A 15,241-nucleotide genomic window follows, 5' to 3' on the forward strand; every position below is an offset into this window, starting at 1 on the left:
ACCCTGTGTAGCTGATGCGTACGGGGGAAACGGCTCGCGTTCCTTGACAGCACCGGTCCTGCCGGAGTTATGTCACCGCCTGAATTCCGCGGAAAAGGAACCGGAAATCGTTCTCGGGCCACCGGTACGAATCGAGCCACGCCACCGATGAAAGAAGACCCACGTCGTTCCGCCCCCTCCTGGAATCCGGGTGACTGGGGGCTGCGCACCAAGATCTCCGTCGTGCTGCTGCTGCCCGTCCTGGTCGCCTTGCTGCTGGCCGGGGCCCGGGTGCAGGGCGAACTCGCCCGGGCCGGCGGGCTCAGCGCCGTGCGCGACCAAATGCCCGTCGTGCAAGGGATTTCCGAACTCGCCGGGCTCGTCGACGACGAGATGATCCACGACGGTGCCGCCGCGCAGACCGCCGCCGTCGACGGGAAAGCCGCGTCGGTGCGCCGGGACGCCGCATTTTCGCAGCTCACCCCGCAACTCGCCGGCGCATTGGAAGATCAGCTCGGTAAATTGGCCGAGCTGCGCCAGCAGACCGGTTCCGCGGCCGCCAAAACCGCCGCTTACCACGACTTCACGGTCGTGCTCGGCGAAGTGATCCCCGGCGTTGTCGGCCAAGCCGGGAATGCCGATCTCGGCGCGTCGGCGAGCCTCAGCGCGGCGTTGGTGCAGCTGAGGACCGTGCTCGCCGTCCAAGAAGCCGTGGCGGGCGACCCCGGTGGCGCCGCGGTGGCCGAGCGCGCCGCGTCCGAAGAGGCCGTGCTCACCGGTCAGATCCGCCGCGTGACGCCGGCGGGCGCGGCGGCGGCCCGGTTCGCCGCGGCGACCAGCCCGGGTGCCGGCGGCCCCGCCGCGAAGCGCGCGGTGCTCGGCACCGTGCTGGCCGAACAGGTGAAAACGCTTTCGGACGCGGTCGGCGTGCAGACCAACTTCGCCCGCTCGGACGCGCTGCGAGACGCCGCGCTGGTGCTCGCGGCCCTGCTCTGGGCCCTCGCCATCGCGCTCGCCGTCGCCCGGTCGGTCGTGGCCCCGATCCGGCGGCTGCACGCGGCCGCGCTGGACACCGCGCGCCGACGGCTGCCCGGCACCATCGAACGCATCCGGGGCGGCGAGGACGTCGACTGGCGGGCGACCCCGCCGCTGCCGGTCGACTCGGAGGAGGAGGTCGGCCAGCTCGCCCGCGCCTTCGACGACATGCACCGGCAGGCGGTCCGGCTCGCCGTCGGCGAGCAGGCCGAGATGCGGATCCAGGTCAGCGAGATGTTCATGACGCTGTCGCGGCGCAGCCAGTCGCTGGTGGAGCTGCAGCTTTCGGTGATCGAGGACCTCGAAGCCGACGAGCAGGACCCGCAGCGGCTGGCCGAGCTGTTCCAGATCGACCACATCGCCACGCGGCTGCGGCGCAACGGCGAAAACCTGCAGGTCCTCGCCGGTGGCCGGCCGGTGCGGCGGGAAACCGGCCCGGTGGCGACGGTCGAGCTGCTGCGGGCGGCGACGTCGGAGGTCAAGGACTACCAGCGCATCACCCTCGGCAACGCCCCGCGCGGCTCGGTGCAGGCCGAAGCCGCGGCCGACATCGTGCACATCCTCGCGGAGCTGCTGGAGAACGCCATCCGGTCGTCGCCGCCGGGGGAGCAGGTCGTGCTCACCGCCGACCGCGGCTTCGACGGCGGCGTGCTCGTCGAGGTCGTCGACGTCGGTCTCGGCATGACCCGCGAAGACCTCGAAGCGGCCAACGCCCGGCTGGCCGCCGGCGCGTCGGTGAGCCCGGAGACCACCCGCCGGATGGGCCTGTTCGTGGTGAGCAGGCTGGCCGCCTCGCACGGGATCACCGTCCGGCTGCGGCCGACGACCACGCGGACCGCGAGCGCCGGCATCACCGCCAGCGTGCACGTGCCCGGTGTGCTGGTCCTGGTCGACCTGCCGGCCCGGCCCGGCCCGCTCGCGCTGCTCCCGGCCGTCAACGGCACCGCGCGGCCCGAGCTCGAACCCCGGTGGCCCGCCGAAGAACCCGGCCCCGCGCCACCGGCGGACCCGCCGACCCCGATCTTCGACCAGATGCTGTCGCACTGGTTCGCCGAAACCCCGCCGGAAGCGGCGCGCCCGGCGGGCTGGGCGAGCCCCGCCGACCAGGTGCGGCAGGCCGCCGAAGCCGCGGTCGGGACCGTCGGCGAGCCCGAGTTCACCGACTCGGGCCTGCCGGCCCGGCAGCCCGGCGCGCAGCTGGCCCCGGGCTCGGCCGCCCCGCGCCACCCGCAGCAGGGCGACCCGTCCTTCCGCGACCCGGCGGCGGTGCGGAGCAACCTTTCCCGGCACTACAGCGGTATGCGCGCGGCCCGCCACCGGGTCTCGGCCGAGCCGGACGCGGAGCAGCGATGAGTACCCGGCAGGAAGGAACGGAAGTGACCGACGGGTCCCGGAACTGGCTGGTGTCGGCGTTCACCCAGGAGGTGCCCGGGGTGGCGCACGCGGCGCTCGTCTCGGCGGACGGGCTGCTCGTGGCGGCGAACGACACCCTGCCGCGCGACCGCGGCGACCAGCTCTCGGCGATCGCGTCCGGGCTCGCCAGCCTCGCGCTCGGCACGGCCGACCTGTTCACCGCCGGCCGCGTCGTGCAGTCGGTGATCGAGATGGAGCAAGGATTTCTGCTGCTGATGAACGTCGGGGACGGCTCGAACCTGGTCGTGCTGGCCAACCCGGGCTGCGACATCGGGCTGGTCGGCTACGAGATGACGTTGCTGGTGGACCGGGTTGGGAAGGTGGTCGAGACCCCGGCGCGGCCGGCGGCCTCGCCGGGAGCGGCCCGGTGACCGACGGCCGGCGACGCGAGGGCGGGCGGCACGCGGCGTCGCTGGCCCGCCCCTACGCCTGGACCGCCGGTCGCACGCGGCCGAAGGTCGACCTGGCGGTGGAAGCCCTCGTCGAGACGACGGCGGAAGGCCGCACCGCGTCCTTCAGCCCGACCAACCCCCTGGCCGCGGTGATGGAGCTGTGCCTGCACAAGCGTTCGGTGGCCGAGGTCGCGGCCCACCTCGGCGTGCCGCTCGGGGTGGCCAGGGTGCTCATCGGCGACCTGCTCAGCGCCGGCCAGGTGTCCATCCGCGACACGCTCACCGCGGACGCCTCCTGGGACGAACGCAACGACCTGCTCGAAAGGGTCCTCAGTGGACTACGTGCACTCTGACAAACTGATCACGTCGGCCAAGATCGTCGTCGCGGGCGGCTTCGGGGCCGGGAAGACGACGTTCGTCGGCGCCGTCTCGGAAATCGACCCGCTGCGCACCGAAGCGCTGATGACGTCGGCGGCGGTCGGCGTCGACCGGGTCGAAGCGGTGCCCGGGAAGGTCGCGACGACGGTCGCGATGGACTTCGGCAGGCTCACCCTCGCCGAGGACCTGATCCTCTACGTCTTCGGCACGCCGGGCCAGCACCGGTTCTGGTTCATGTGGGACGACCTGGTCTGCGGCGCGGTGGCCGCGATCGTCCTGGTCGACACGCGCCGGCTGGCGGACTCGTTCGCGTCGATCGACTTCTTCGAATCCCGCGGCCTGCCGTTCCTGGTGGCCATCAACCAGTTCGAGGACACCCGCCAGCACCCGCCCGCGCAGGTGCGCGAAGCCCTCAAGGTCCCGGCGGCGGTGGAGGTCGTCACCTGCGACGCGCGCTCCCCGGAGTCCACGAAGCGGATCCTCATCGCCGCGGCCGAGCACGCGCTCGCCGAGCACCACTCACCACGATCGCGGAAAGCCTGACAGGAGCCCGGAATGCCCATGAACCACGACGATTTCGCGATGGGGCACTGGCTCGTGGTGCTCGCCTACCTGACATCGGTGGTGGGGTGCGCCCTCGGGCTCGCCTGCACGCTGCAGGCGCGTTCGACCGACAACCCGCGCGTCCGGCTGACGTGGCTGGGCCTCGCGGCGCTGTCCATCGGCGGCGTCGGCATCTGGGTCATGCACTTCATCGCGATGCTCGGCTTTTCGACCCCGGGGATGCCGGTGCGCTACGACATCCTCCGCACGGCGGTGTCGGCGCTCCTCTCGGTGGTGGCGGTGTTCTGCGGCCTGCTGGTGTTCGGCGTCCGCAACCGCTTCGCCTGGCGCCGCCTGCTCCTGGGCGGCCTGCTCACCGGCCTCGCGGTGGCGGTGATGCACTACACGGGCATGTGGGCGGTCCAGGTCAAGGGCACGATCGGCTACGACCCGACGCTGGTGGTGCTGTCGGTCCTCATCGCGGTGGTCGCGGCGACGGCGGCCCTGTGGTTCACGGTCGGCCTGGACAAGCTCCTGCCCCGCCTGGCCGCGGGCCTGGTGATGGGCGCGGCGGTGACGGGCATGCACTACACGGGCATGGCGGCGGTCCGCCTGAACCTGGACCCGGCGGCGCCGGACCCGTCGGGCACGGAGGTGTTCTCGTTCCTGTTCCCGGTGTTCGTGCTGGCGGCGCTGGCGATGGCGGTCCCGATCTGCGCGGTGCTGATGGCGACGTCGAGTTCGGAGGCACCACGGCACACGACGGTCGGGTCCTGAGCGGCCTTGAATCAGTCCGTGGGCACCGGGAAGCGGTCCGCGCTGAAGTGCACCAGGATCGCCGTCGCCGTCGCGCAGACCTCGTCCCCCGCACGCAGCGTGCCCGACGCGTGCAGCTTCCGCCCGTCACGGCGGACGAGCCGGCCCTCGGCGACGAGCGGGACCGCGTACGGCGTGCCGCGGTGGTAGTCGACCGTCAGCGAGGCCGTCATCCCCGGGTAGCCCGCGGCCGCCGTGGCGCGGCCGAGGACGTGGTCGAGGACCGCCGCCACCCAGCCGCCGTGGACCCGGCCGGGCGGCCCTTCGTGCGCGGCGCCGAGCAGCACCTCGGCCCGCACCGACTCCGGGCCGACGGCGACCCAGGCCAGCGGCGGGGCCAGCGGGTTCCCGGGCCCTTCCAGGGGGTTGTTGACGCTCAGGTGCCCGCCGCCTTCGAGGGCGGCCAGCAGCAACGGCGGCGCCTCCCCGGCCGCGCGCAGGGCCGTGGTCACCGCTTCGACCCGGCGCGCCGCCGCGGCCAGGTCGGCTTCGTCGTCGCGCACGCGCACCGAGGCTTCGATCAGCTCGCGGATCCGGGTGCCGAGCAGGGCACGCCCGGGCGGAACGCCGTCGACCACCGGGAAGGTCATCGCACCCCCTGAAACTAGAACGTGTTTCAGGTTACCAGGTCGGGCGGGCGGTGACGCCGCCGTCGACGACCAGGTCGTGGCCGGTCACGAAGGACGCCAGCGGGGAGGCCAGGAAGACGCACGCGTTGCCGACGTCGGCCGGGGTGCCCAGGCGGCCGAGCGGGGCCGAGCGCTGCCAGCGCTCGACGCCCTCGGGCCAGTCCCGCGCGAGTCCCGGCCGGTCGATCAGCCCCGGCGACACCGTGTTGACGCGGATCCCGCGCGGCCCGTACTCCAGCGCCGCGCCGCGCGCGTGCACGACCAGCGCCGCCTTCGCCGCGCTGTAGTGGACGTGCCCCGGTGCGGGCTGCCGGGCCTCGATCGACGCCACGTGCGTGACGCTCCCGCCCTCGCCCAGCAGCCGGGCCGCCGCCTGGGTGCAGGAGAACGCGCTGGTCAGGGTCGCGTCCAGCATCGCCCGCCAGCGCTCGGCCGTGATGTCGGCAAGGGGTTCGACCGGCTGGACGCCGGCGTTGTTGACCAGCGCGTCGAGCCGCCCGCCCCACTCCGCGACGGCGTCGAGCAGGGCGTGGCAGGCGGTGTCGTCGGTGAGCTCGGCGGCGAACGCGCGGGCCCGCCCACCGGCGGCTTCGATCGCCTCGACGACGTCGTCCGCGGCGCCGGGACGCCGGTGGTGCACGGCCACCGCGCTGCCCGCCTCGGCGAACCGGAGCGCGATGCCGCGCCCGATGCCCCCGGACGCGCCGGTGACGCAGGTGATCGTGCCGGAGAGATCGAGTGCGCTGCTCATCGCCTCGATCGTAGATCCGCGCCCCGGTCCGTCGTACCTTGTGGGCATGGCCAAGACCCAGAAGTTCGCCGAGCTGCTGCGGACCCAGATCCGCCACGAGTTCACCGCCGCCCAGCAGTACATCGCGCTCGCCGTCTGGCTGGACGCGCGTGACCTGCCGCGGCTGGCCAAACGCTTCTACCGGCAGGCGATCGAGGAGCGGAACCACGCGCTGGCGATGGTGCGCTACCTGCTCGACCGCGACCACCCGGTGGCGATCCCGGGCACCGGCGACGTCCGGAACGACTTCTCGAGCGTGCACGAGGTGATCGAGCTGGCCCTGCAGCAGGAGCGCGCGGTCACCACGGACATCGAGGCGATGGCGAAGGCCGCGCGCGCCGAGGAGGACTACCTCGGCGAGCAGTTCATGGGCTGGTTCCTCAAGGAGCAGGTCGAGGAGGTCGCCCAGATGACGACACTGCTGGCGGTCGTCGAGCGGGCCGGCGACAACTTGTTCGAGGTCGAGAACCACCTCTACCGCGAGGCGGCGACCGAGGCCGAGGACGCCCCGGACATGCCCCCGGTGGCGGGCGGCAAGCTCTGACGGCGTGAGCACGGGTGTCGCCGGGGGCGGGTCGTGCGTCGCCGGGCTGGGTCCCGCGTCGGACTGGTACCGCAACATCGAGGCCCGGCCGCCGGTCGAGGTCGTCGTCGGCACCCGGCGGTTCGCGCCGCGGCACCGGGTGCTCGGCGAGGCCGAAGCGGCGGAGGTCATCGCCGCCTACGAGCACCGCAACCGCTGGGCGCGCCCGATCCTGCGGCGGTGCTGAGCAAGCTGCTCGGCTGGTTCTACGACGGCAGCGAGGCCGCGCGCCGCCGGCTGGCCGGGCAGCTGCCCCGCGTCGCGTTCGGCGATCCGTCCGTCCACCGAGGACCCGGCGGAAGCGGCATCCCCCCGGGCGATGCCGCTTCCGCCTTTTCCTTCAGTGGCAGAAGGAAACTTCCGGGAACCCCGGCCGGTCGAGCAGTGGCCGCGGCTCGCCGCGCAGGTGCTGGTCGAAGAAGGCGTTGACGTAGGCCCGGGTGATGGCCTGCGTGCGCACGCCACCCGTCGTGGCGCCCATGTCGATGCCGAACTCGTCCGCCAGCAGACCGACGTCGGTGAAGGACGCGTGCTGCGTGCCCGCCACCTCCGCCCAGCGCTTCCAGCCGGTCAGCTGCGCCCAGTCCCGTTCCCACGGCTCGTTGCCCGGCGCGCACGCCGTGGCCGCGAGCTGGTGGCTCACGAACATGAACGGCCGGTCCAGGCCGGGCGCGGTGAGCGGGACCTCGGTGGTGCCGTCGATGTCCATCCCGGCCCGCACCCGGGCGTCGGCGACCATCGTGGGCAACGAGCTGGCTCCGCCGACGGAGTGCCCGGCCATGCCGATCCGGGACGCGTCGATCAGTGACCCCCACTTCGAGCGCGTCAGCGAGTCCAGCACGAACGACACGTCGGCGGCCCGGCCGAGCACCAGCTTCCGCCAGAAAGCGCTGTCGTGCGGCACTTCGCACGACGCGCACCCGGCGAACCGCCCGCCGGGCATGCTCTGCCCGCTGTTTTCGTAGGTGTGGCCGATGACCGCGACCGCGTAGCCGTGGCTCGCCAGGTCCTCGGCGAGCGCGGAGAGCGTGGCGCGCGGCTTGGTGTAGCCGGGGGACAGGACGACCAGCGGCAGGTGCCGCCCGCCCGGCCGGGCGTCGGCCACGGAGTTCGTCACCATCGTCGTGAGCAGGTCCGGCGGCACGTCCAGGCCGCTGCCCTCGAGCAGGGCCGCGGATTCCGCCGGCGTGAGGTACTGCGTCTTCGGGCCGGTCGAGGCCGCCGCCGGGTAGAACAGCGTGACCATCAGCTCGCGGTAGGGCACCGACGGCACCCACGGGTCAGGCCGCGAAGTGTCCTTGAGGTACACCGAAGTGCTGCCCACCGGCCGGTCCCCGGTCGGCGCGGGCAGGTACGGCGTCGACGTCCGCGCGAAGCCCACTTCCGGGTACCGCGCGGACGGCTGGGCCGGCAAGGGCTGGGGTTCGCCGCTCAGGTGCTCGTCGAAGAACGCCCGGACGTACGCGGCGGCGACGGCCTGGACGCGCGCGGCCGGTGTCGTCGCGCCGAAGCCGACGCCGAGCTGTTCGCCGATCAAGCCGAGGTCGGTGAACGACGCGGAGACCGTCCCCGCCACGACGAGAGAGCGCTTCCAGCCCGTCAGCCGGTTCCAGTCCGGTTGCCGCGCTTCCGTGCCCAGGAAGAGGAACGGCCGGTCGAGCGCGGGCGGCGGGCCGTCCGTGGTGCCGTCGAGGTCGAGCCCGGCCCCGACCCGCGGATCGGCCGCCACCGCGTCGATGGTGTTCGCGCGCCCGGCCAGCCCGATCCGGGACGGGTCGATCAGCGGTGCCCACTTCGAGCGCAGCAGCGAATCCAGCACGGCCGGGACGTCCGCGGTCCGGCCGGTCACCGCGACGACGGTGCCGTGGCTCGCCAGCTCCTCGGCGAGCGAGGTCAGTTCGGCGCCGGAGGAGAGGACGACCAGCGGCAGGTGCCGCCCGGCCGGACGCGCGTCGACGAACGCGTCGGTGCGGACCGCGGTGAGCGCCGACGGCGGGATCGTGGTGACCCCGGCTTCCGCGAGGGCGGCTTTCGCCTCCGCTCCGGTCATGAACTGCTTCCGCTTGCCCGATGCGGAAACCGCCGGGTAGAACAGGTCGCCCCGCGCCAGGGCAGCCGTGCCCACCGGCCGGTCGCCGGTCGGTTTCGCCAGTGCGGGCGCCGGAGCCGCCGATGCGGCGGGTGCGGACAGCGTGAGGGCGAGCGCGGTGATCACCATGAGGCTCTTCATCCGATGAACGTCACTTCCGGGTAGGCGGGCGACGGCGCGGCCAGCAGGGGCTGCGGGCGGCAGCGCAGGTGCTGGTCGAAGAAAGCGCTTACGTAGGTCCGCGTGACGGCCAGCGCGCGCTCGGCGTCGATCGACGCGCCGAGGTCGACGCCGAGTTGCGCGGCGAGCACCCCGAGGTCGGTGAACGACTGGTGCACCGTGCCGGACACCATGAGCCAGCGCTTCCACCCGGTGAGGTGGGTCCAGTCGGTTTCCCAGTCGTCGTACGGTCCCTGCTGCCCCGGCGTGTAGCCGTCCATGCTGCCGAGGAACAGGAACGGCCTCGCCAGTCCGGACGACGGCAGCGGCACGTGGACGCTGCCGTCGATGTCGGCGCCGGCGCGGATCCGCGGGTCGGCCAGCATCGCCTGCGTCGTGACCGCGCCGCCCGCCGAGTGCCCGGTCATGCCGATCCGCGCCGGGTCGATGAGCGCGCCCCACTTCTTCGAGCGCAGCAGCTCGTCGAGCACGAACGACGTGTCCTTCGACCGGACCCGCGTGAACTTCTCCCAGAAGCCGGGCTGGTCGTCGGCTTCGCACGCGGCGCAGCCGGTGACGTGCCCGTCCGGGAAGGTGGTCGCGCGGTTTTCGTAGGTGTGGTCGATCGCCGCCACGGCGTACCCGCGGCCGGCGAGTTCCTCGGCCAGCGCGGTGAGCGTGGCGCGGGGCTGGGTCCACCCCGGCGACAGCACGACCAGCGGCAGGCCGTGCCACCGCCCGGCCGGCCGCGCGTCGACGACGGCGTTCGTCCGGACGGTGCTCAGGACGTCCAGCGGCAGCCCGGGGATGTTCTCCCGTTCGAGGTTGCGTTCGGATTCCAGCGGCGTCATGTACTGCTTCGTGGGCCCGTTCGCCGAGGTCGCCGGGTAGAACAGGGAGACCATCAGTTCCCGGTAGGGCACCGACGGTACCCACGGATCAGACCGCGAAGTGTCCTTGAGGGACAGTGAAGTGACACCGACGGGCTCGTGACCCGTCGGGCGGGGCAGGTGGGGCGTGGTGCTCGCCTCGGCGGGTGCCGCGGACAGCGTCAGGGTCAAGGCGGTGGCCACCGCGAGTGTGCGCATGATTCCCCCAGGAACCGGATCAGGAGAGGTGGCGGAGACGACGGAAGCAGAACCAGGTGAGCAGCGCGGTCATCGCGAGGTAGAGCGCGAGTTCGAGCCACTGCAGCGGCCAGAACCGCGAGCCGGGCTGGTAGGTGAGGCGCTGCTGGTAGCCGTGCTGCCCCAGCTGCGACATGCACGCTTCCATGCTGCCGCGCTCCGGCGGGCCCTGGCCGGGCCGCGGGGCGCAGTTCTGCACGAACGACGGCAGCGGGGAGGCGACGGTGCCCGCCGGGTCCACGGTTTCGTTCGCCAGCACCCACGCTCCGGCCGGGTTGCGCACGCCGATCTCCAGGATCCCCTGGGTGTCGTCGCCGGTGATGTTCGTGATGTCCTCGCCGACGATCGCGACCGTCATCGTCTGCGGCGGGATCAGGTACGGCCGCACGAAGTTCGGCACCAGGAGCAGCACGGCGGCGAGCACGGCGAGCGTGACGGCCATCGCGGCCACCGTCCGCTTCAGCAGCATCCCGACCGCGACACCGAGCGCGAGCGCGAAAGCCGCGTAACCGATCGGGGCGATGCCGCGCGCGCCGAACACGACCGGCGCGATGCGCGAGAGCATCCCGCGGTCGGTCTGCGCGGCCGCGAGCGCGTCGATCGGGCTGGCCCACCACGACACCGCCCAGCCGAGCAGGCCGGCCGCGACCATCGCGACGAGCAGGCCGAAGCCGAGTTTGGTGGTGAGCCACCGCTTTCGCGTGACGGTCTGGTTCCACACGAGGTTGTGCGTGCCGCTTTCCAGCTCGCGCGTGATCAGCGGGACGCCCCAGAACACGCCGATCGCCGCCGGCAGCAGGTAGAGCACCAGGATCGTCCCGCCGAAGAGGGCGTCCTGGTCGGAGAAGTTCGTGCGCCCGACCAGCTCCGGGCCGGTGATCGCGAGCACGATGCCGATCACGAGCAGCACGGCGAACACGGACAGCGCGGGGGCGCGGAACTGGCGCCAGGTCAGCCAGGTCATCGCAGGACCTCCAGGGCGGGTCGGGCGGCGGCGGGGTTGCTCATGTACTCGAGGACGAGGTCTTCGAGGCCGATCCGCGCGACCGTCCACACGGGATCGAGGATCGGCGCCTCGGTGCGGACGAGCACGGTGGTCTGCCGGTCGGTGTGCTTCGCGGAGATGACGTGCTGGTCCGCGGGCAGCGTTTCGACGTCCCGCCGCGGCCCGGAGAGCCGGTGGTGCGTGGCCAGCAGGTGCTCGACTTCGCCGATCACCCGCACCTGCGAATCGACGAGCACGATGAGGTGGTCGCAGACCCGTTCCAGGTCGTTGACCAGGTGCGAGGACATCACCACGGACAACTCGTGCTCGGCGACGGCTTCCATCAGGTCCTGCAGGAACTCCCGCCGCGCCAGCGGATCCAGCGCGGCGACCGGTTCGTCGAGCAGCAGCAGCTCGGGCCGCTTGGCGATGCCGATCGTCAGCGCCAGCTGGGCGCGCTGCCCGCCGGACAGCTTCCCGGCGTGCTGCTTCGGGTCGAGCCCCAGGCGTTCGATGCGCTTTTCGGCGAGCGAGGTGTCCCAGCGCGGGTTCAGGTGCGCGCCGAGCCGCAGGTGCTCTTCGATGCTCAGCCCGGCGTAGACCGGCGTGTTCTGGGCGACGTAACCGACTTTCGCCAGCTGGTCCGGTCCGCTGCCGGGCACCCCGCCGCACACCTCGATCGTGCCGGTGGTCGGCTCGAGCATGCCGGACGCGATGTTCAGCAACGTCGACTTGCCGGCCCCGTTCGGCCCGACCAGCCCGGTCACGTGGCCGGGCTCGATTTCCAGGGTGCAGCCGGACAACGCCCAGGTGCGCTTGTACTTCTTGCCCAGTCCCCGGGCACGCAGGACGCTCACGCTATGTCCTCTCTGGCGGAGTCGCGAAACGTGGACATCAACAGGGCCTCGATGCTCTCTTCGTCGAGACCGGCCTTGCGCGCCTTGCCCAGCCAGCGGCGCAGGTCCTGCCGCAGTGGCCCGAGCACGGCGAACGACGCACCGCCGTTCAGCGTGGCGGTGACGAAGGTGCCGACGCCGGGCCGGGCGGAGACGAGCCCGTCGTGCTCCAGCTCCCGGTAGGCCTTCAGCACGGTGTTCGGGTTGATCGCGAGGGAAGCGACCACGTCCTTGACCTTCGGGAGCTGATCCCCCTCGTCCAGCAGGCCGAGGCGCAGCGCGTGCCGCACCTGCTGGACCAGCTGCTGGTACGGCGACAGGCCGGACCTCGCGTCCAGGTGGAACTCGATCATCGGCAACTCCATTTATCTAGTTGCCTAGTACTATAGACATGCAGCACAAGTCCGCGCCACTGATCTTTTCCGGGGGCCCGGCCAACCTCACCGCCCCCTCACCCGTCTGGGGAGGTGATCGTTTCCGTTCTTCGAAAGGACTTCCTTTGCGTCGTCTCACTGGGGGAGGCTTCGTGCGCGGCTTGGTCGTCGCGCTCGGGGTCGCACTGGCGGTGCCCGCGGTGGCCTCCGCCTCCGTCGACAGCGTTCCCACGCCGCAGCTGAGCTGGACCGATTGCCAGGACGGCTTCCGATGCGCCACGGCGAAGGTGCCGCTGGACTACGACCGCCCGGCCGGTGCGAAGATCGACCTCGCGCTCATCAAGGAACCCGCCACCGATCCCGCGCGCAGGATCGGCACGCTGTTCGTCAACTTCGGCGGCCCGGGCGCGTCCGGCCTGCAGCGGCTGCGGGAGCGCGGCAAGTGGCCGTGGCTGTTCTCCGCCGAGCTGCGCGCGCGGTTCGACGTCGTCTCGTGGGACCCGCGCGGGATCGGCGCCAGCACCGCGGTGCGCTGCTTCGACACCCTCGCCGAGCAGGAGTCCTTCTTCGGCTCCTTCCCGGAGATGCCCGGCGACCCGAGTGGCAATTCGGCCTTCTACGCCAAGTCCGAGGAACTGGCGGACCGCTGTGCGGCCAAGGCCGGCCCGGTCCTGGAGCACGTCTCGACGGCGAACACCGCGCGGGACCTGGAAATGCTGCGCCGCGCGGTCGGCGACCCGAAGCTGACCTACCACGGCATTTCCTACGGCACCCAGCTCGGCGCCACCTACGCGAACCTGTTCCCGAACCGGATCCGCGCGATGGTGTTCGACGGCACGATGGACTTCGCCGGCAACGCGACCGGCCACGACGGGGCCGGCAAGACCGTCCCGCTGGACACCCGCCAGGACGTCGCCACCGGGATTTCCCGGACGTTCGACCAGTTCCTGCGCCTGTGCACCGAAGCCGGCCCGAAGTGCGCGTTCTCCTCGGGTGACCCGAAGGCGAAGTGGACGGCGCTGACCGCCCGCGCGAAGCAGGCGCCGATCACCGTCGACGGGGAGACCTGGACGTATTCCGGGATCATCAACGCGGCCGCCGACCTGTCGGACTCGCGCGGCTGGCCGGACATCGCGGCACTGCTGCAGCGGCTTTACGAGGCCCCGCGGGCCCAGCAGGCTTCGCAGGCGTTCAAGGCGGGCGAGCCGTACACGTCCAACCGCACCGAAGCGTTCAACGCCATCCAGTGCAGTGACAGCGATGTCCCCACCGACCCGGCGATCTACAGCCGGTACGCCGAATCCGAAGACCGGCGCGTCCCGTACTTCGGCCGGATCGCCGTGCTGGACATGATGAGCTGCGCGTTCTGGCGGGCGAAGGACACCGACCGGTTCACCGGCCCGTGGAACCGCCCGACGTCGGCGGAGATCCTGGTGCTCAACAACCGGTACGACCCCTCGACGCCGCTGGCCGGGGCCCGGGACGGCGCCGCGGAACTGGCGCGTGCCCGGGTGTTCGTGACCGAGGGGTACGGGCACTCGTCGATGTACGTGCCGAGCACGTGCACCGAGCAGGTCAAGCGGGACTACCTGATCTCGGGCGCGTTCCCGGCCGCGGGCAAGACCTGCGCCGTCGACGCGAGCCCGTTCGCGGGCTGAGGCGGGCGGGCCGCGCCGGCGACGGTGCGGCCCGCTGCCACGAACGCGCCGTGCCCGCGGACCTTCTCGGACGCGCCCCGGCGACCGGCGCGGTCAGCACCGGCCACCACGAGTGCGCGCGGCCGCACCTGGAAGTCACCCAGGTGGGTGGTGCGGGGCGGGGTTCACGAGCCTCGCGTCAGTCCTCCGGTGTCTGCAGGCCGATGGTGGGCCAGGTGGACGGCGTGGTCGTCCCGAGCACGTCCCGCCGGCCGCGGCGGCCGGTCAGCGCCTGGCTGCGGTCGGCGACGTTCGACGAGCGGGGGAGCACGAGCGGGCCGACGGGGTCCTCCGGCAGTGCGTTCTCGGTCATGAGGGTTCCTTCCGTGGTCGAGGGCACCGCTTACACGTCCGCCGGCCCCGATCGGTTGAGCCCGGCTTGACACGGGGCCCCGTCGTCTCGCACTATGCGAACAAGTGTTCGATGATTCCCCTGGGTTCGCTCGCGGCTTCCGTTCGCGGGTGTCTCCGGTGCGAGTACGTGGTGCTGGAGGTGCGTGGCGATGGCGGTGCCGGAGGCGCTGGCGGGGATCCCGGGGGTCCGCACGGCGGCGCAACTGGGCGAGCCGGACCCGGCGGGCCGGCTGACGGTCTTGCCCGCACTGGCCGGGCTCCTCCCCGGAGGCGCCCTGCGGCGCGGCACGACGGTGTCGGTCCGCGGCGCGACGTCCCTGGTGCTCGCTTTGGTGGCGGCGGCCACCCGCGACGGCTCCTGGGCGGCGGTCACGGGCCTGCCGGAGCTGGGCCTGGCCGCGGCCGCGGAACTCGGCGTCGACCTGGACCGCATCGCCTTGGTGCCGCACCCCGGGGCCGAGCCGGCGGCGGTGGTGTCGGCGCTGGTGGACGGGTTCGACCTGGTGGTGCTCGGCCGGTCGCTGGCCGGGAGCGTCCCGCCTCAGCTGGCGCGTCGTCTCGCCGGCCGGGTCCGCAACCGGGGCTCGGTGCTGCTGGCGGCGGGGTCCTGGCCGGGCGCGGATCTGGAGCTGACGGTTTCGGACCGCCGGTGGCACGGCTTGAGCGCGGACGGCCACGGGCACTTGAGGTCTCGTTCGCTGGTGGCGACCAGCCGGGGCCGGGGATCGGCGGGCCGGCCCCGGTCGTTGCCGCTGCAGCTGCCGGGCCCGGCGGGCGCGTTGGCGACGGCGACGCGCGCGGAGGCCCCGGTTTTCCCTGCGCGCGTGGGGTGAGAGCACGTGCGATGGCGGGCGTGGTGCCCTGGCCCGGTGTCGGCTCGGCGACCGGCCGGGTGGCTGGGTGATCCGGTCGGCCGAGACCGCGGGGCGGGCCGGCTAAGCGGCGGTCGGCTGGTTGGTTTGGTGCGGGCTGTCGGTCGTGTTCGTGGTGTGGGTTGTGGTC

17 protein-coding genes are annotated in these 15,241 nt (G+C 72.6%); 9 read left to right on the forward strand and 8 right to left on the reverse strand.

Annotated elements, in window-relative coordinates:
• Positions 1-222: 222 nt before the first annotated feature.
• The 5 genes from AB0B33_RS20005 to AB0B33_RS20025 are packed head-to-tail and all read left to right on the forward strand — an operon-like array spanning position 223 to position 4,517.
• On the forward strand, positions 223-2,367 hold the full coding sequence (locus AB0B33_RS20005) for an ATP-binding protein (protein ID WP_360773710.1): 2,145 nt from the start codon (positions 223-225) through the stop codon (positions 2,365-2,367).
• A complete protein-coding gene (locus tag AB0B33_RS20010) occupies positions 2,364-2,798 on the forward strand; it encodes a roadblock/LC7 domain-containing protein (RefSeq protein WP_247019696.1) in 435 nt (144 codons plus the stop codon). The genes AB0B33_RS20005 and AB0B33_RS20010 overlap by 4 nt, the downstream gene beginning before the upstream one ends.
• Positions 2,795-3,172, forward strand: a complete 378-nt coding sequence (locus tag AB0B33_RS20015; protein WP_247019697.1) for a DUF742 domain-containing protein — start codon at positions 2,795-2,797, stop codon at positions 3,170-3,172. The genes AB0B33_RS20010 and AB0B33_RS20015 overlap by 4 nt, the downstream gene beginning before the upstream one ends.
• A complete protein-coding gene (locus AB0B33_RS20020; RefSeq protein WP_247019698.1) occupies positions 3,153-3,740 on the forward strand; it encodes an ATP/GTP-binding protein in 588 nt (195 codons plus the stop codon). The genes AB0B33_RS20015 and AB0B33_RS20020 overlap by 20 nt, the downstream gene beginning before the upstream one ends.
• An 18-nt stretch (positions 3,741-3,758) precedes the next feature.
• Positions 3,759-4,517 (forward strand): MHYT domain-containing protein, encoded by a 759-nt coding sequence (locus AB0B33_RS20025; protein WP_247025553.1) that lies wholly within the window; start codon positions 3,759-3,761, stop codon positions 4,515-4,517.
• Between the two features lie 11 nt (positions 4,518-4,528).
• Here AB0B33_RS20025 and AB0B33_RS20030 read toward each other — a convergent pair whose 3' ends face one another.
• Together AB0B33_RS20030 and AB0B33_RS20035 are read right to left on the reverse strand one after the other, a co-directional pair.
• Positions 4,529-5,146 carry a PaaI family thioesterase gene (locus tag AB0B33_RS20030; RefSeq protein ID WP_360773714.1) on the reverse strand — a complete coding sequence of 206 codons (618 nt, stop codon included), beginning with the start codon at positions 5,144-5,146 and terminating at the stop codon, positions 4,529-4,531.
• A 31-nt stretch (positions 5,147-5,177) separates the two neighbouring features.
• On the reverse strand, positions 5,178-5,936 hold the full coding sequence (locus AB0B33_RS20035) for an SDR family NAD(P)-dependent oxidoreductase (RefSeq protein ID WP_360773717.1): 759 nt from the start codon (positions 5,934-5,936) through the stop codon (positions 5,178-5,180).
• Positions 5,937-5,982: 46 nt separating this feature from the next.
• Between AB0B33_RS20035 and AB0B33_RS20040 the strand changes: the two genes are divergently transcribed.
• Both AB0B33_RS20040 and AB0B33_RS20045 read left to right on the forward strand, forming a co-directional pair.
• Complete coding sequence (locus tag AB0B33_RS20040; RefSeq protein WP_247019702.1) at positions 5,983-6,519, forward strand: ferritin; 537 nt, start codon at positions 5,983-5,985, stop codon at positions 6,517-6,519.
• Between the two features lie 4 nt (positions 6,520-6,523).
• On the forward strand, positions 6,524-6,745 hold the full coding sequence (locus AB0B33_RS20045; RefSeq protein ID WP_360773720.1) for a hypothetical protein: 222 nt from the start codon (positions 6,524-6,526) through the stop codon (positions 6,743-6,745).
• 153 nt (positions 6,746-6,898) lie between these two features.
• Here the strand turns inward: AB0B33_RS20045 and AB0B33_RS20050 are convergent, their stop codons facing one another.
• Genes AB0B33_RS20050 through AB0B33_RS20070 form a run of 5 tightly spaced genes read right to left on the reverse strand, consistent with a single transcriptional unit; the run spans position 6,899 to position 12,167 of the window.
• The gene (locus AB0B33_RS20050) at positions 6,899-8,788 is read right to left on the reverse strand and encodes an esterase (protein ID WP_360773723.1); all 1,890 of its coding nucleotides are present in this window, start codon (positions 8,786-8,788) and stop codon (positions 6,899-6,901) included.
• Positions 8,785-9,894 carry an alpha/beta hydrolase gene (locus AB0B33_RS20055; protein ID WP_360773726.1) on the reverse strand — a complete coding sequence of 370 codons (1,110 nt, stop codon included), beginning with the start codon at positions 9,892-9,894 and terminating at the stop codon, positions 8,785-8,787. Before AB0B33_RS20055 ends, AB0B33_RS20050 begins: the two co-directional genes overlap by 4 nt.
• A gap of 19 nt (positions 9,895-9,913) precedes the next feature.
• Positions 9,914-10,897: an ABC transporter permease subunit gene (locus tag AB0B33_RS20060; RefSeq protein WP_247019705.1), complete on the reverse strand. Its 984-nt coding sequence runs from the start codon at positions 10,895-10,897 to the stop codon at positions 9,914-9,916.
• Positions 10,894-11,775 (reverse strand): ABC transporter ATP-binding protein, encoded by an 882-nt coding sequence (locus tag AB0B33_RS20065; protein ID WP_360773729.1) that lies wholly within the window; start codon positions 11,773-11,775, stop codon positions 10,894-10,896. The genes AB0B33_RS20060 and AB0B33_RS20065 overlap by 4 nt, the downstream gene beginning before the upstream one ends.
• On the reverse strand, positions 11,772-12,167 hold the full coding sequence (locus tag AB0B33_RS20070) for a GntR family transcriptional regulator (protein ID WP_160697495.1): 396 nt from the start codon (positions 12,165-12,167) through the stop codon (positions 11,772-11,774). Before AB0B33_RS20070 ends, AB0B33_RS20065 begins: the two co-directional genes overlap by 4 nt.
• A 173-nt stretch (positions 12,168-12,340) precedes the next feature.
• Here AB0B33_RS20070 and AB0B33_RS20075 point away from each other — a divergent pair, with 173 nt between their 5' ends.
• Positions 12,341-13,846 carry an alpha/beta fold hydrolase gene (locus AB0B33_RS20075; RefSeq protein WP_360773733.1) on the forward strand — a complete coding sequence of 502 codons (1,506 nt, stop codon included), beginning with the start codon at positions 12,341-12,343 and terminating at the stop codon, positions 13,844-13,846.
• 178 nt (positions 13,847-14,024) lie between these two features.
• Here AB0B33_RS20075 and AB0B33_RS20080 read toward each other — a convergent pair whose 3' ends face one another.
• Positions 14,025-14,198, reverse strand: coding sequence for a hypothetical protein (locus tag AB0B33_RS20080; protein WP_247019710.1), 174 nt, complete (start codon positions 14,196-14,198; stop codon positions 14,025-14,027).
• Between the two features lie 190 nt (positions 14,199-14,388).
• Here AB0B33_RS20080 and AB0B33_RS20085 point away from each other — a divergent pair, with 190 nt between their 5' ends.
• The gene (locus AB0B33_RS20085) at positions 14,389-15,072 is read left to right on the forward strand and encodes a hypothetical protein (protein WP_360773736.1); all 684 of its coding nucleotides are present in this window, start codon (positions 14,389-14,391) and stop codon (positions 15,070-15,072) included.
• The last annotated feature ends 169 nt before the right edge of the window (positions 15,073-15,241 follow it).

The sequence above is a fragment of the Amycolatopsis sp. NPDC049159 genome (assembly GCF_040648295.1).
In the GTDB taxonomy this organism is placed as follows: Bacteria; Actinomycetota; Actinomycetes; order Mycobacteriales; family Pseudonocardiaceae; genus Amycolatopsis; species Amycolatopsis pretoriensis_A.

What these genes read in the sequence shown, in the direction of transcription:
- AB0B33_RS20010 (WP_247019696.1), top strand. Translation starts at nt 2,364, where the DNA reads ATGAGTACCCGGCAGGAAGGAACGGAAGTGACCGACGGGTCCCGGAAC.
- AB0B33_RS20025 (WP_247025553.1), top strand. Translation starts at nt 3,759, where the DNA reads ATGAACCACGACGATTTCGCGATGGGGCACTGGCTCGTGGTGCTCGCC.
- AB0B33_RS20030 (WP_360773714.1), bottom strand. Translation starts at nt 5,146, where the DNA reads ATGACCTTCCCGGTGGTCGACGGCGTTCCGCCCGGGCGTGCCCTGCTC.
- AB0B33_RS20035 (WP_360773717.1), bottom strand. Translation starts at nt 5,936, where the DNA reads ATGAGCAGCGCACTCGATCTCTCCGGCACGATCACCTGCGTCACCGGC.
- AB0B33_RS20040 (WP_247019702.1), top strand. Translation starts at nt 5,983, where the DNA reads ATGGCCAAGACCCAGAAGTTCGCCGAGCTGCTGCGGACCCAGATCCGC.
- AB0B33_RS20050 (WP_360773723.1), bottom strand. Translation starts at nt 8,788, where the DNA reads ATGAAGAGCCTCATGGTGATCACCGCGCTCGCCCTCACGCTGTCCGCA.
- AB0B33_RS20055 (WP_360773726.1), bottom strand. Translation starts at nt 9,894, where the DNA reads ATGCGCACACTCGCGGTGGCCACCGCCTTGACCCTGACGCTGTCCGCG.
- AB0B33_RS20060 (WP_247019705.1), bottom strand. Translation starts at nt 10,897, where the DNA reads ATGACCTGGCTGACCTGGCGCCAGTTCCGCGCCCCCGCGCTGTCCGTG.
- AB0B33_RS20070 (WP_160697495.1), bottom strand. Translation starts at nt 12,167, where the DNA reads ATGATCGAGTTCCACCTGGACGCGAGGTCCGGCCTGTCGCCGTACCAG.
- AB0B33_RS20080 (WP_247019710.1), bottom strand. Translation starts at nt 14,198, where the DNA reads ATGACCGAGAACGCACTGCCGGAGGACCCCGTCGGCCCGCTCGTGCTC.
- AB0B33_RS20085 (WP_360773736.1), top strand. Translation starts at nt 14,389, where the DNA reads ATGGCGGTGCCGGAGGCGCTGGCGGGGATCCCGGGGGTCCGCACGGCG.